Annotated in this window: 11 protein-coding genes and 1 rRNA gene; 4 read left to right on the forward strand and 8 right to left on the reverse strand. The window is 42.7% G+C overall.

The window, feature by feature from the left end; all coding sequences use genetic code 11:
- Nucleotides 1-10 precede the first annotated feature (10 nt).
- The 7 genes from AACQ81_RS10650 to AACQ81_RS10680 form a co-directional block, all read right to left on the reverse strand.
- The gene (locus AACQ81_RS10650) at nt 11-826 is read right to left on the reverse strand and encodes an ABC transporter ATP-binding protein (RefSeq protein ID WP_237387286.1); all 816 of its coding nucleotides are present in this window, start codon (nt 824-826) and stop codon (nt 11-13) included.
- Nucleotides 826-1,872: a FecCD family ABC transporter permease gene (locus AACQ81_RS10655; protein ID WP_237387287.1), complete on the reverse strand. Its 1,047-nt coding sequence runs from the start codon at nt 1,870-1,872 to the stop codon at nt 826-828. Before AACQ81_RS10655 ends, AACQ81_RS10650 begins: the two co-directional genes overlap by 1 nt.
- 3 nt (nt 1,873-1,875) lie before the next feature.
- A complete protein-coding gene (locus tag AACQ81_RS10660; RefSeq protein ID WP_237387288.1) occupies nt 1,876-2,886 on the reverse strand; it encodes a FecCD family ABC transporter permease in 1,011 nt (336 codons plus the stop codon).
- Nucleotides 2,873-3,895 (reverse strand): iron-siderophore ABC transporter substrate-binding protein, encoded by a 1,023-nt coding sequence (locus AACQ81_RS10665; RefSeq protein WP_443089552.1) that lies wholly within the window; start codon nt 3,893-3,895, stop codon nt 2,873-2,875. The genes AACQ81_RS10660 and AACQ81_RS10665 overlap by 14 nt, the downstream gene beginning before the upstream one ends.
- 89 nt (nt 3,896-3,984) lie before the next feature.
- Nucleotides 3,985-6,141 (reverse strand): TonB-dependent siderophore receptor, encoded by a 2,157-nt coding sequence (locus AACQ81_RS10670; protein ID WP_443089553.1) that lies wholly within the window; start codon nt 6,139-6,141, stop codon nt 3,985-3,987.
- 108 nt (nt 6,142-6,249) lie between these two features.
- Nucleotides 6,250-8,073: an IucA/IucC family protein gene (locus AACQ81_RS10675; RefSeq protein ID WP_237387290.1), complete on the reverse strand. Its 1,824-nt coding sequence runs from the start codon at nt 8,071-8,073 to the stop codon at nt 6,250-6,252.
- Nucleotides 8,074-8,593: 520 nt separating this feature from the next.
- A complete protein-coding gene (locus AACQ81_RS10680) occupies nt 8,594-9,685 on the reverse strand; it encodes a tRNA/rRNA methyltransferase (RefSeq protein ID WP_237387291.1) in 1,092 nt (363 codons plus the stop codon).
- A gap of 134 nt (nt 9,686-9,819) precedes the next feature.
- Between AACQ81_RS10680 and AACQ81_RS10685 the strand changes: the two genes are divergently transcribed.
- From AACQ81_RS10685 to AACQ81_RS10700, 4 genes are all read left to right on the forward strand, one after another.
- A complete protein-coding gene (locus AACQ81_RS10685) occupies nt 9,820-10,503 on the forward strand; it encodes a tRNA-uridine aminocarboxypropyltransferase (RefSeq protein WP_237387292.1) in 684 nt (227 codons plus the stop codon).
- 124 nt (nt 10,504-10,627) lie between these two features.
- On the forward strand, nt 10,628-13,270 hold the full coding sequence (locus tag AACQ81_RS10690; protein ID WP_237387293.1) for a bifunctional acetate--CoA ligase family protein/GNAT family N-acetyltransferase: 2,643 nt from the start codon (nt 10,628-10,630) through the stop codon (nt 13,268-13,270).
- Nucleotides 13,271-13,472: 202 nt separating this feature from the next.
- Nucleotides 13,473-14,831 carry a CDP-diacylglycerol--serine O-phosphatidyltransferase gene (pssA, locus tag AACQ81_RS10695; protein ID WP_237387294.1) on the forward strand — a complete coding sequence of 453 codons (1,359 nt, stop codon included), beginning with the start codon at nt 13,473-13,475 and terminating at the stop codon, nt 14,829-14,831.
- A gap of 118 nt (nt 14,832-14,949) precedes the next feature.
- Entirely contained in the window at nt 14,950-15,303 is a 354-nt protein-coding gene (locus tag AACQ81_RS10700) for a YfiM family lipoprotein (RefSeq protein WP_237387295.1), read from the forward strand.
- Nucleotides 15,304-15,380: 77 nt separating this feature from the next.
- On the opposite strand, the gene rrf is transcribed toward AACQ81_RS10700, so the two are convergent.
- A 5S ribosomal RNA gene (gene rrf / locus AACQ81_RS10705) occupies nt 15,381-15,496 on the reverse strand.
- Nucleotides 15,497-15,506 lie beyond the last annotated feature (10 nt).

Genomic DNA, 15,506 nt, shown 5'->3' on the forward strand with positions numbered 1-15,506 from the left:
GTTATTTTTCCTAAATTACTGGCGTATATCTAGGAATAATCAATGGCTTTTTAGATTCAGGATCACGAATAATCCGACATACCAAACCAAATACATCAGCAATATTCTGTACTGTCACAATTTCTTCCGGATCACCTTCGGCATAAACCTGCCCATCTTTCATCATAATTAAACGCGAGGCGTAGCGCAGTGCCAAATTAATATCATGTAAAACCAATACCAGTGTCTTACCTTGCCGATTCAAGCGCAGACAAAGGTCAAGCAGCTCAATCTGATGAGAAATATCCAAATAAGTGGTCGGTTCATCCAATAAAATAATCGGTGTCTGCTGTGCCAATGTCATGGCAAACCATGCTCTCTGACGCTGACCACCTGAGAGTTCACTCACCAATTTCTGCGATATTTCCCATAGATCCACCGCTTTCAGTGCTTCATTGACCACTTGCTCATCTTCTGCTGACCATTGGCGCAAGAAAGATTGATAGGGATAGCGCCCACGAGAAACAAGATCATAGATTGTCAGTGCCTCCGTGACAGCAGCACCTTGTGTCAATAATGACAGCTCACGCGCAACTAACTTAGGCTTATGGCGATGAATATTGGTTCCATCCAGCAGAACCTCACCACGTTGGGACTGCATACTACGACTGATAGCCCGCAGCAATGTTGATTTTCCACATCCGTTCGGACCAATAATGACACTGAATTCACCATCATGAATGGAGAGATTAACGCCATCAATGATGGTTCTTTTACCATATGCCAGTGAAAGGTCATGGGTTTTCAGCCGTGAAGTCACCACTGGGGAATGAGCATCCGATGACATTATCGTGTTCTCCTTAATTCGGCATACAGTAAATACATCAAATAGACTCCACCAACTACAGCTGTAATCACACCCACCGGCAAACGAGCCGAAGTTGGCAGGACTAAAGTAATTAAATCAGAAGACAGCATCAGTAAGGCGCCCACCAGAGCAGTGCAAAATAGTGCAGTTCCCTTATTCCGTACCAATCGCCGAGCGATTTGTGGGGCAGATAAAGCAATGAATGCAACCGGCCCGACAACCAATACCGACATGGTGGCAAAAGTTACTGCCGATAATATGCTGATTATCTGAATAAGACGCACTGGTACACCAAGTGTATTGGCAATATCATCACCAAAATGGGTGTAATTCAATTGCCTGCCCAGCCAAAACAAAACAGGAATGAAAATCACCATGCCACTGATCAACCCCACATTTTGCCAGTTTTGGCTGGCCAGGCTGCCTCTCAGTAAAGATTTCAGTAGTTGAGCTTGTTCAAGGCGAATATTCGAGGAGGCAAAATCAACAAATGCCATGCTCAGTGCGGCGATCGCAATTCCCGAAATAATGATTTTATTAGCCTGCATATTTCCAATGCCGGCACCATTACCGAAATAGACCAACAATACCGCAAGGACAGCCCCAGATAGAGCCCCCAATGGAACAGGGATTACGTCAGGCCAAACAACCATTGCCATTACGATTCCCACTGCTGCCCCACCGTTAACACCGATAATATCCGGGCTGCCAAGTGCATTACGGGTCGTAAGCTGAAAAAGAGAACCGGAAAGTGCCAATGTCATACCTGCACCGATTGCTACCAAGGCTCTCGGTAAGCGGATATCCATGAGAATAAATTCTTGATAGGGAGTTTCCGCCAGCAGAAAAGGATTATTAATCCCCTCCCTACCCATTGCTAAGGATAGGTAAAAAAGTCCCGCAAGCAGCAATAAAATGGTAAAAACCACTCTGCTGGCCTGCCACTCAGGCGCAATAAAAACTGCATTTCCCAACTTGAATATTTTAATTTTTGGTTGTTTCATCGGCGAATGAATCAATGTCATAATTTACTCCGCCATCATCTTGTGGGAACGGCTTTTCGCAACCAGATAAAGTAAAGGCGCACCAATACTCGCCGTAATAATGCCAACCATGATTTCTTCCGGGGCTATCAACAATCGGGCAACAACATCTGATATCAGAAGCAAACAAGAGCCAGCTAACAGGCAATAAGGCAGCAACCAGCGAAAATCACTGCCAACCAATGCCCGCATTATGTGTGGTGCAGCTAAACCAACAAATGCAATAGGACCAGCCATCTCCGTCGCAGCTGCCGACAGCATCGTGGCACTCAGCAAAGACAATATTCGGGTTCTGGCAACATTGGCACCCAATGATCCAGCAATCTCTTCTCCAAAGACCATCACATTCAGTGCAGCGCTCAAGGAAAGCGTCAATACCACTGCCACCAGCAAATAAGGGAGCAATAAACCTGCTTCACTTAATGATATGGCACTCAACGAACCAATCGACCAAAAACGGTAACTGTCCATCACCTGTGGATTCAGTAAGATAACACCTTGCACCAGTGCGAACAGACAAGTATTGATGGCGGCTCCAGTCAATACCAACCGCACGGGATTGGTATTACGTGATCCGCCACTGAGCAGATAAAATAAAAGTGTAGACAGGCTTGCGCCAATAAATGCAGTCCAGAATCGTGGTATTCCATCTAAAACAGGAATGAAAGAGAAGCAGACCACTGTCGCTGCCGCACCCGCATTAACGCCCAGCAAGCCAGGATCGCCCAGCGGATTGCGCAATAATCCTTGTGTTACTGTTCCTGCCAATGCTAGCGCTGCACCAGCCATTAAGCCAATCAGTGTCCGCGGTTCACGGGCATTGATGACCAAATCATAATAATTACCACTATCTCCCAACCAGTAATGATGCCAAATCTCTGACAGAGGTAGTGGTTTGGAGCCCAGACTTAAACTGGCAACAATGCAAAGGCAAGTCAGCACGACCATGAATACTAACCCCAAAATAAGGGCTATTCGCCGTTTAGGGTTCATCATGTTTTACAATCTCCTGCTTGAATAATTCTTGCTTCAACAATGGCATAAATCTTGGTAATCCCCAGCGTAAGCTAAGTGGCGAGCCATAGGACATGGCCATCACAATTGACTGATCAGTCAACGGAATATATCCCCCTTGGCGAACCGCGCGGATAGAACGAAATAAAGGCTGGTTTTCCGTCTCCTGACGCTCTTTTTCGCTGGTATACCATGTGACCAGAATATCTGCCCCATTAAGCAGGTCAGCGTTTTCCAAACCAATATTGGAGGAAAAATTGCCAAAAGGTGCAGTCAAGGAGTCCGCCAGCGGAAGCAGGGATAAGCCGAGATGTACCAGAGTATCGACTCGGGGGTCATTTTTAACGTAGATCGACAAAGTGTTACTGGATATTCCCGCTTTAATATAAGCAAAGTGATAACGAGCAATATTGGAGATGGTATTGCCCGTCTGTGTCAGCACACTGTCTAACTCAGCGATGATTTCTTCACCTTGCTCTGTTTTATCCAACGCTTGCGACACTAGAGCAATCTGTTGCCGTGGTGTCGTTTGCCACGGTTTTTCCGGATAAGCGATTACTGGGACAAAATGGGATAGATGCTCGTAATTTTCTCGTGTAATACCTGATTGTGTCGCCAGAATTAAATCTGGTTTCAGATTGATGATCTTTTCAACATCCAACTCAGGGTACATTTCTACAATGACGGGAAGTTTTGCGCCACGTTGTTCTATTTCCTCCCTGAACCACGGCAAATATCCCTCAGCATCGCCCCCCCAACGATGGGACTCAATACCAACAGGAATAATGCCCAGATCCAATAGGATATCTTCTGATCCCGTTCCCAACGCTACAATCCGTTGCGGCGGTTGGTTAATCACCGCCGTGCCTAATGCTGTGGTGATCGATTTGGGATAACCTGTCGTCTCTGTTGGCAGATGATTTAAAGTTGTCGGTTTATCACAACCTGACAATATACTCGCCAGCAATATCAACAGTACAGCGACCAACATTTTGCAACGTGTCAAAAACCATTGCCTGTTACCTTTTACTACTTGTTGTTCAAACAAATAAAAATACATTGTCGCCGCCCATGACTTAGCTAGAACTTGTAACGCAAGGTTGCTTCGACATTACGTAGTGCACCGTAGTAGTATTGGTCATAACTACCAAACGAGGTGTAATATTTCTTGTCGAACAAGTTATTCAGGTTCACTGTCAGAGAGAGATCAGGGGTGAATTGATAACGCCCCATCAGGTTAACCGTGGCAAAACTGCTTTGCCCCTCTACTCGCTTACCTGACGGGCTGTTAACCGCCAGCCACGTTTTGTCTTGCCAGTTAACGCCGCCACCCAAAGTCAAATCACTCATCACACCAGGCAAGGTGTAAGTCGTAAACAATTTGAATAAACGATTCGGGTTATTCGTATTGATACGCAGACCTTTTGGGCCTGTTGCGCTAAATTGAGTGTATCCCGCATAAATGCGCCAATCATCGGTAATCTGACCACTGACTTCAACTTCAAAGCCACGAGTTTTTACCCCATTGGCCGCATAATAAATTCTGGTACCTCTTGGAATATCAGGGTGTCGTTCTTTAGTATTATCTTCAACCGTATAATTATTTTGGCGGATTTCGAAAAGTGCTAATGAGTAATCAAGGCCGTTATCCAAGGCGACACCTTTCAGACCCAGCTCATAGTTTTCACCTGAGACTGGTTTAAGGAGCTGGTTATTACGGTCAATGCGGCTTTCTGGATCAAAGATTTTGGTATAACTACCATAAACCGAGAATTCCGGTGTGATGTTGTAAACCAATCCACCATATGGCACAAATTCATCACTGTAGCTGGCATTTTGCGGTGTACCAAAATTATCACCGCGGGTTTTCCAACTGGTAACACGCCCACCGAGGATCAAGGTCAGAGGATCTGCCAGAGAAAGTTGAGTAACAGCATAACCCGCGGTTTGTTCAATATAGCCATGAGATCCACTATCTCTCGTTTTATTCCATGTTGGTTCCGGATAACCCCATGAAGGCTGAGTAAAGTCACCGATTGGAAAATCTGAACAAGTACGTGACTTCATACATGGAGCCCAGTAATAGTCATTCTGGAAGTTCTGCTTTTGGTAGTTCAAGCCGAAACTAGCGTGATGTGTGCGACCCAATAACCCATAATTACCATTTACTTGTAAATCAAAATTACGCTGGCGACGAGACCCATCAATCAACGTCATATTGCCTGGATACATTCCCTCATTAGTTGCACGTTTAGGATACCCTGTCGCCCATAATACTTTCTGATCAAGGACATTATTGTCATAGGTAAAGGTACCTTTTACGCTCCAGCCATTATCAAACTTGTGTTGTAAGTTGGTAAAAGTAGAGAACGTCCGTACCTTGGAGAATGCCCAGTCAGGCGCATAACTGTTACTGCGCTTGTAATCGGTTTTGCTGCCATCTTTAAAATAAATCGGCAACCCACCAAACATCCCGCCACGGGTATGGTTGATTTGATAATCAGCACCGATAGTCAACAAAGTATTTTCTGTCAGATCCGCTTCAAAAATGCCGTAGAAAGGGTATTTTTCATGTTTGTCACGATCAATAAATGAGTTGGAACGCTCATAAGCAGTGACAAAACGCCCTCTGACTGTACCGTTTTCATTTAACGGGCCTGACAGATCAAGGCCAGTACGCCATTTATCCCAAGATCCACCACCCAGTGTGACTTCACCACGAAAATAGTTGGTTGGGCGTTTACGGATCACGTTAACCGCCGCTGAAGGTGTGCCTGGCCCCACCATCAGACCTGCCGCGCCACGCACCACTTCAAGGCGATCAATGATGGCGGTATCCAACAGGTTATCACCATAGTTAAAGCGGATATCGTAAAAAGTTGGTACACCATCACGCAACATATTCCTGACGGTCATTCCTCTTGAAGAAAAGGTGAAACGATCACTGTCAGCCTGATGGACTGTCATACCAGTGATACTATCAATGGCACTTTTAACGCTATTCAGGTTTTCATCTATCATACGCTGCTTGGTCATGACACTGACGCTTTGTGGTGTTTCACGAGCAGACAAATTCAACCCTGTCGATGTCACCATTGAGGTAGTGTTATACATACCAGTATCTTCCGTGATACCTTCCTGCTCCACCGATGCTGTCGTTACGACAATCTTATCTTCCTTTCCTTGCGCTTCTGCTGCCACTGCCACACTGTTTCCCGCCAGAATCAGCGGAATCATCAGAGAAAGAACCGTTCTTTTGGTTAAATAACTCGTTTGCAAAATTGGATTTATCACTCTATTCATCCCGTTATCAAAATGATTTGTTGTTATGCTTACTTCAATTTTTCAACACTCATCTGTCTTAACAACGACAGAATATTTCTCGCGCAAAGCGTGAAGCGGATTTACCAATGTTCCGGCAAATTTCAGGTTCTTTTCTCGATCATCAAGATCAATCATCTGCTGGTTATTCGCCATTTGCAGACGATTCAGACAAGTACGCACAAAATCACACTTAAATAGATCAAATTTGCGGAATTTTTCTATCTGATGCAGATGTTGTAATTGATAACTGTGAACACAGTGGGCAACCAATTCCCAGAAACTCGACTCTGGCAATGCAAGATGTTTTTGCAGCAACGGGATCAAATAGCGGAAGAAGCAGTCAAAGATATCGAGGAAGATATAATTGATTTTCATCTCATCCTTGATGGAGACATGGAGGAAATTAATTTCTTCTGGAAGTTGGAGATCGCCATTCAAAATGGCAATTTCTTCACCAATATCTTTCATCAGCATTTTTACTGGTACATTGTTTTCCAGTACCAGCATCAAATTTTCACCATGTGGCATAAAGACCAGATCATAGGTGAAGAAAGAACGTAACAGTGGGGAAAGATAAGCATCCAGATAGCGTGTTACCCAATCTTCGACAGATAAACCTGAGTCTTGAATCAACGCAGCAACAACCGAATTTCCTTCCCGATCAATATGTAGCAATGAAGCCATGGTCATCAGACGCTGATTATCTTTCAGGATTGTCATTGGGCTTTCACGCCATAATGCTGACAACATTTTTTTATGTGGATTATCTTTCTTGATGGCAGATTCAAAATAGTGATTGAAATAACCTATCGCAGCCCGCTCTCTCAATATGGTGAATCCTTTTTTCTGAAAGAACGCATCAGCTTCAACTAAGTTACTGAGCCATTCATTGATTCGTGGAGTTGTCACCATACTGTGTGGATCGAGTCCACGCATAAACCCCATATTAAGGACTGACAATGCAGTTTTGACATAGTTTTTCTTGGGCTGGCTGATATTGAAAAAGGTACGGATAGATTGTTGAGCCAAATAGCGGTCATGACCTTCGCCGAGATAAATAATTTCCTGTTTAGCTATATCCGCAGCAAATCTAATGGCAATACGGTGTTTCCATTGCCAAGGATGTAGAGGCATCAGATAGTAATCTGACGGGTTTAATCCTAATGACTGTATTTGCCGCTCAAACTGGGCGGGCAAATATTGTTCCAACTCTTCTGCCACTAACTGAGAGTAAGAAAGCGAGGACAATGCAGAAAAAATCGTTTTTTTCTTATGTACCGCAATCCAAATTAATGTCACTGGACGAGCACTTTCTGGCGCATAATCTAAATAATCATCGGCATCAAAACCAATTCGACCATTATTAGCGATAAATACAGGGTGCCCTTCGCTCATTGATATTTCTACCGTCTGATAATCTGCTTGAGCCAAACTTTGTGCAGTCAGTCGATTTTTTTGATATTTAAAAGCATGACCATAGAGCGTACTGGATATTTCATCAAGATAAGTTGGCAGTAACTTTTCAGAAATATCCAAAAGCGGTTGCAACTCAATGATCAATTCAATTGCATCTAAAAATAGTGGTTGGTCATGACTAAATTTGGTTATTGATGCAGGATCAATATCCAAATGCTCAAGTTGATAGGCTTGCGCTTGAAAACGGTATTGATACTTGTCTATTTCAACAGAATAATTTTGTCCCTCGTCATGATGTACCGGTTCAATGAGTTTTTCATGAAAAAATTCACGTAATATTTTTGCAACAAGATGTCGATTGGCTCGTAACCAATTTTCCCGAGTTAAATGGGAAGTTTGATGTTCCCAATCAGTATTTAACGAACACATTTAATAAAGCCCTTCATACATATCCTGCATACACCTGTTTCCATATTCAAACGTGGCTGACAGGGTGATACATTTCTATATAAATTACTGGATATTACTATCCAATTAGTGGGGGTATTAATTCTGGCTCACTAAAGTTATGGTCTTACTTTTTTATTTTATCTAATGATAATTAAAATCATTATCATTAACAACCATAAAAAGTAAAGTATTTAGAGAAATAGGCAGGCTAATAATAGGGATAAACCATAAATAGCATATATTTTATATGTGTTATTTAAAAACCCCGCTAATTATAAAAATACAAAAAATAATTTCAAATTACGATAGTAACAAATATTTTTATTAAATCTGGCAAAACATTTTTCATTACAACAATAAAACCAGATTCAATAAATTGGAGGAAAAAATAAAGGCTCTGACTAAATAGCCAGAGCCTTATTAATAAGAGAGATTAAACTATCTCCTTTTTTCAAGTCACGACTGTTTAGGGCAACTTGAGAACCATTAATTATATAAATTAAGCCTTATTCTGACGCCACCATTCTGCCAGCATAATGCCTGTTGCAACAGAAACATTCAGACTTTCTACCCGACCGGTACCGCCAATGGAAAGACGAATATCACCATCTTCCCAAGTACTGTCGCTTAATCCGTCACTTTCCTGTCCCAATACCAAGACCATTTTTTCTGGCAATGTAGCTTGTGCCAGTGTAGCACTACCCTTATGGCTAGATGTGGTCACAATGGAGTAACCTTCATTGCGGAATTTATTCAGCGTATCTGTGAAACCATCAGCATCAATGCCTTTGATATGCTCTGCGCCCCCTTCAGCAGTACGAACCGCTGCACCAGATTCCAGCATTGCTGTATCCTGCAAAATTACACCCTGTACGCCAAAATGCGCACAACTACGCATAATTGCCCCAAGATTATGTGGGTTGCCTACATTTTCCAATGCCAATACACAATCTTTTGCTGGTGCTTGCTGCAAATAGGTTTCTGCATCCAAGCCATTGCGTTTCTTGATCAAGAAGCATACGCCACCATGGTGTTCTGTACCTGATGCCTTGGCTAGTTCTTCATCATCAACCACATGGTAAGCTTTGCGATTTGCCGCCATCCATTTTAAAGCATTGCGAAAACGCGGGGTAACTGATTGAACAAACCAGGCCCGAACAATCGCATCAGGGCGATTCTTGAACATAGCCTGACAAGCATTTTCCCCATAAATACGGGTTTCTTCCAAACGTTGGCGACGAAGTTGTTCAGGATCGATATGGCTTTTGCCACTGATACCGCTGTGCTCTGGTTGAAGAGAGTCTTCCTCCTGACGAGAAATGGTTCTCCAAGGAGAACGATCACCTGAATACGCTGGGCGCTCACTGTCGCGACGACGCTCACCCTGCTCACGTCCTCTGCCAAATGGACGTTTATCGTTTTTATGGCTGTCACTGTTTTTACGACGATCGTTATTTCTACTACGGTCATTGTTTCTGCCGCGACCATAGTTTTTACCATGGTCATCATCTTTACGACTATCGCTGCTGTCCTCATTGCGGACGTACATCACTTTGACTTTGCCGTTCTTACCACTATAGGAATCGTTCATTTGTTTCTCCAACTGCGTTATGGCGCGAAGATTACCCGATGTTCGCGCCCGAAGCTACCTCTGGCAACGACAATCAATTAAAATACCCGTTAATTTTTTGCTGACTTTATCCACGAACCTGTTTGAGTTCTTAAATGAGAAATAACAACGCCGTTTATCAGCTTCGCCAACGTCGCCTTGCCCGATCTACCCGACCTTTTCAGGCAAGAGGTTGCCGAGTGCAGCGTTGCCTGCATTGTTTATTACCACAAAAAAAATGCTTGTGTGAAATGATTTCACCAGCAAACGCGGCAAGCCGCTTCTGTCTCATCATGTTTGATACTGAGCCGATGAAACCCAGTAATACAGGAAAATTAATTGCCGACATTTTGCCGGATACACACGCTTTCCTCTGGTCTAGAACCGAGCCTGATCAACGGATGCTTGAAGTGTTGCGTGACTCTGCCCGGCAACCTTATTTGATCTTCCCGGATAGTTACGCTACGCCTCCCCGCACGGTGTATCAACAGCTTCCTGATAATCAGAAACCACCATTGTTTATTATATTGGATGGTACTTGGCCTGAAGCAAGAAAAATGTTTCGCAAAAGTCCATATTTGGATGGCATTCCTCTGTTATCTATTAATAATCTTGCCAAAATGGATTATTTACTGCGAGTGCCGTCAAGAAGAGAGCAACATTGTACTGCCGAAGTCGCGGCTGCCGCACTAGAATTGGCAGGAGATCTGAATGCATCACAATCACTGCTCAGCCATTTCAATCATTTTCGTGAACAATATCTGGCTGGAAAATCCAATCGTCCAGACTCTCCTGAGTAATCAATCACAGCAACTCTTGACAATTTCCACTGAATTGACTGATGGTGGCTAAAATTATTCATGATAATTGTTTGATGAACGGCGATTGTTTATTGATGTGATAACTGATAAGGAGCCTTTAGATATGAGCCAACGCGGACTTGAAGCGTTATTACACCCTAAATCTATCGCCGTTATTGGTGCTTCTGAAAAACCAGAAAAAGCCAGTTCGATGTTAATGCGAAATTTACTGATGGGCGGGTTTACAGGGCCTATTCTTCCTGTCACACCAAACAGACGTTCCGTTCTGGGTGTTCTGGCATATCCTTCCATCAATGAGTTACCATTAATCCCCGACCTCGCTGTCCTCTGCACTCATCACAGTCGTAATCTTTCTTTGCTGGGACAGCTGGTTCAGCACGGATGTAAAACCGTTATTATTCTATCCTCACCACCATCACAATTTGATGAGCTGAAACAGTACAGCCATAAACATCATATTCGCATTCTGGGACCTAATAGCCTTGGTATTCTGGCACCTTGGATAGGGCTGAATGCCAGTTTTTCCCCCATTCCTATCCTAAAGGGTAAACTGGCTTTTATTTCACAGTCAGCCGCAATATCAAACACGATTCTGGACTGGGCAAATCATCGCAATATTGGTTTTTCGTATTTTATTGCTTTGGGGGATAGTGTTGATATTGATATTGATGATCTACTCGATTTTTTAGCAAGAGACAGTAAGACCAGTGCTATTTTGTTACATTTAGAACATATCAGCGATGCCCGACGTTTTCTTTCTGCTTCCCGAAGTGCCTCACGCAATAAGCCGATTCTGGTTGTGAAAAGTAGCCGTACCCGTAAAGCACAACAATTGCTTGGAGAACAACAGAATTTTGATTCTGCCTATGATGCTGCAATTCAACGAGCAGGGCTACTGCGTGTACAAGATACGCATGAAATGTTTTCTGCCGTAGAAACATTAAGCTTTATGCGCCCTCTGCGGGGAGAACGCTTGTTAATCGTCAGTAATGGCGCAGCACCCGCGGCAATGGCACTGGATGAGCTGCTCAGAAGAACTGGCAAGCTCGCTGTTCTGGAAGAGGAAACGACCAGTAAATTGTCTGGTATACTCCCTGAAACACTTCTTCTACGTAATCCTTTAGATATCGGTGATGATTCTTCAACCGATCAATATATTGCAGCGCTCAATTTGCTGTTAGATAACCATGGTTATGATGCGTTACTACTTATTCATTCTCCTTGTGCCATATCTCACAGCCAAACTACAGCAGTCCGGGTTATCCAGGCTATTAAGGAGCATCCTCGCGGAAAATGGATAACTATCTTTACTAATTGGTGTGGAGAATATTCTTCATTAGAGGCCAGACGTTTATTTAGTGAGGCCGGTATTCCGACATACCGCACGCCAGAAGGTGCAATTACCGCGTTTATGCATATGGTAGAGTATCAGCGAAACCAAAAACAACTCAAAGAAACACCCTCTCTGCCAATCGGCATGACTTCCAATGCTGCCCGTGCCCATGAATGTATCCAGCAATCTCTTGATCACGGAAATATCCAACTGGATACCCATGAAGTGCAACCGATACTCGAGGCCTACGGTTTAAATACCTTACCAACTTGGATTGCCCATACCAGTGATGATGCAGTCAGTATTGCAGAAAAAATTGGCTATCCGGTGGCATTGAAACTTCGCTCTCCTGATATTCCGCATAAATCCGAAGTTCAGGGCGTAATGCTTTATTTGCGTAATGCCGATGAAGTCAAAACGGCAGCACAAGCGATTATCGAACGCGTCAAACAAAATTTCCCGCAAGCCAGAATTCATGGCTTGCTCGTGCAGAGTATGGCTCACCGAGCAGGCGCACAAGAATTGAGGATTTCTATTGAGCAAGATGAAATATTTGGTCCTTTAATCATGCTCGGAGAAGGAGGAATTGATTGGACCCGTGAAACACAAACCGCTGTCGCTCTTCCCCCTCTCAATATGGCATTGGCCCGTTATCTCGTTATTCAGGCAATTAAAAGCGGCAAAATAAAATCCGGTGGTTCACTGTTACCATTGGATATCCCTGCACTCAGCCAGTTGTTGGTCAGAGTATCTAATCTCCTGATCGATTGCCCCCAGATTGTTCGCATGAATATTCATCCGCTGCTTGCATCAGGTAATGAATTCACCTTACTGGATGTAGTTATGGAATTAACACCAGTAATAGGAGACCCCCACAATCGGCTTGCTATTCGGCCTTATCCCAATGAACTGGAAGAAACTATCTATATAAAAGACGATCTTAAATGTCTTCTACGCCCGATTTTGCCGGAAGATGAGCCTTTGTTGAAATCATTCATCAGTCAGGTAACAAAAGAAGACCTTTATTACCGCTATTTCAGCGAGATTAGTGAGTTTACCCATGATGATCTTGCCAATATGACCCAAATTGATTACGACAGAGAAATGGCATTTGTTGCGATACGTCATCCGACAACAACGCCCGAAATTATTGGCGTCGCTCGTGCTATGGCTGATCCGGATAATATCGAAGCAGAATTTGCGATATTAGTGCGATCAGATCTAAAAGGGATTACGTTAGGCTATCAGCTGATGACAAAGCTGATTCATTACACAAGAGAGCATGGTATTAAAACACTAACGGCTATCACCATGCCGGAAAATCGTAATATGATCCAACTGGCAAAGAAACTCGGATTCACTGTTGATATTCAGTTAGAAGATGGCATCGTTAATTTAGTATTAAAGTTTTAGTATAAGGCATAAACATAATTTAGTGCTGGAGATAACGAAAGCTCCTATCTTCGTGATAGATCGCACAGACTTAAAGCAATCAGCACTGGAAAGTTAATTCATGCTCACAAGATGCCAAACTAATGGTATGATTCCAGACCATTTTGATTCATACACCTTATGATGGAACCTGCTCCATCTGAACTAAGAGAAAAAACGCACTGTGATGTTGTCTAAATTTAAACAAGCAAAACACCAACAACACCTTGCACAACTGCCTAAACTCCCGCAGTCAGTTGCTGATATAGAGACACTTTATCAATCCAAAGTGTTCCTCAGCACCTTACTGGAACACATTGCAAACGCTCAAAAGCATATTTATATCGCGGCATTGTATTTAGAAAACGATGATGCCGGGCGAGATGTTCTGACTGCATTATATATCGCCAAGCAAAAACGTCCTGAATTGGATATCAAAATTTTAGTTGATTGGCATCGTGCTCAACGTGGTCGTATTGGTGTAAAAGCAGCGGCAACAAACGCAGACTGGTATTGCTCTATGGCGGAAAGCTGCCCTGATGTTAAGATTCATATTTCGGGTGTTCCGGTAAACACACGTGAAGCATTGGGTATTTTACATTTAAAAGGCTTTATCTTTGATGATACGGTAATTTATAGCGGAGCCAGCATTAATGATGTCTATCTGCACCGCCATGAAAAATATCGTTATGACCGTTATCATTTGCTGCATAATGCAAAACTTGCAGCTACCATGAAACAATTTATAGATGAAAGTATTCTTACATCTGATGCTGTAAAAAATTTAGCAAGTCATAACCGCCCCCGTAATCTTGAAATTAAAAATTTAATCCGGCAATTTCGTGTTTCATTGCGTAATGCTGAATATCACTTTGAAAATCAAGCATCAAACGAAGAGTTAGCTGTCACTCCACTAGTTGGCTTAGGGAAGAAAAACCTGCTGAATAAAACAATCTGTCATTTGATGGCTTGTACTGAAAATAAGTTGGTTATTTGCACACCATACTTCAACTTACCTGCTGTGTTAGTACGAGCGATATCACGCTTGCTTCGCCAAGGAAAACAAGTTGAAATCATCATTGGAGACAAAACAGCCAATGATTTTTATATTCCGCCGGAAGAACCATTTAGGATTATCGGGGCACTGCCTTATCTATATGAAATTAATCTGCGTCGTTTTACCAATCGGTTACAAAAATTTATCGATAGCCAGCAGCTAACTGTTCGATTATGGAAAGATCAAGACAATTCTTATCACTTAAAAGGGATTTGGATTGATAATAAATGGCAATTAATCACCGGTAATAATCTCAATCCTCGTGCATGGGGATTGGATTTGGAAAATGCTATTCTTATTCACGACCCTCATCAGGAAATGCAATCCCAACGTTCTCTGGAGTTAGAATGCATTCGTACGCATACGAAAATCATTAACAATTATCAGGAATTAGAAAATATCCAACTTTACCCTGTTAAAGTTCGAAAGCTGATACGCCGTTTGCGTCGTATTAGGGTTGATAGATTGATCAGCCGAATACTGTAAAATAGATAAATAATTATCAAATTTTTGATCCTCTCTCGCAATTGCAGAGGGGATTTTTTGTATCTTATTTATCAAATAGCTATGATTTAATAAAATATAAATCATGGCATAAATTACAATGAAAAAAATCTCAACCACCCTAATTAATAATATATTAATAATATTCCCTCTTCTATTGAATACCTCTTGTTCTAATATCCGCCAAGCTAACGATAATTGGGTCGGTAAAGATAAAGCTCAACATTTCTTATTTTCTGCGGTTGTGGCCGCCGCTGGAAATGCTTATGGGGATCGTCAAAATTGGAAACATCGTGACAGTGCACAATTTGGTGTATTTTTATCAATTGGACTTGGGGCAGCGAAAGAATTTTATGATAGCCGTCCATCTGGAACTGGCTGGAGTTGGCATGATATTGCTTATGATATAGCAGGCGCTATAACTGGTTATAGTTTGTATCAGTCTATGAAATAAATTTATGCTCTATAATTTTCTATACTTCAAACGCAAAAAAGCCATCCGGTAAGGGATGGCTTCTCTGGCAAATAATTGTCTGGCAGTGCCCTACTCTCGCATGGGGAGACCCCACACTACCATCGGCGCAACGGCGTTTCACTGCTGAGTTCGGCATGGGATCAGGTGGGACCACCGCGCTCTTGCCGCCAGACAAATCCTGT

Source organism: Xenorhabdus sp. Sc-CR9 (assembly GCF_963897815.1).
GTDB lineage: Bacteria > Pseudomonadota > Gammaproteobacteria > Enterobacterales > Enterobacteriaceae > Xenorhabdus.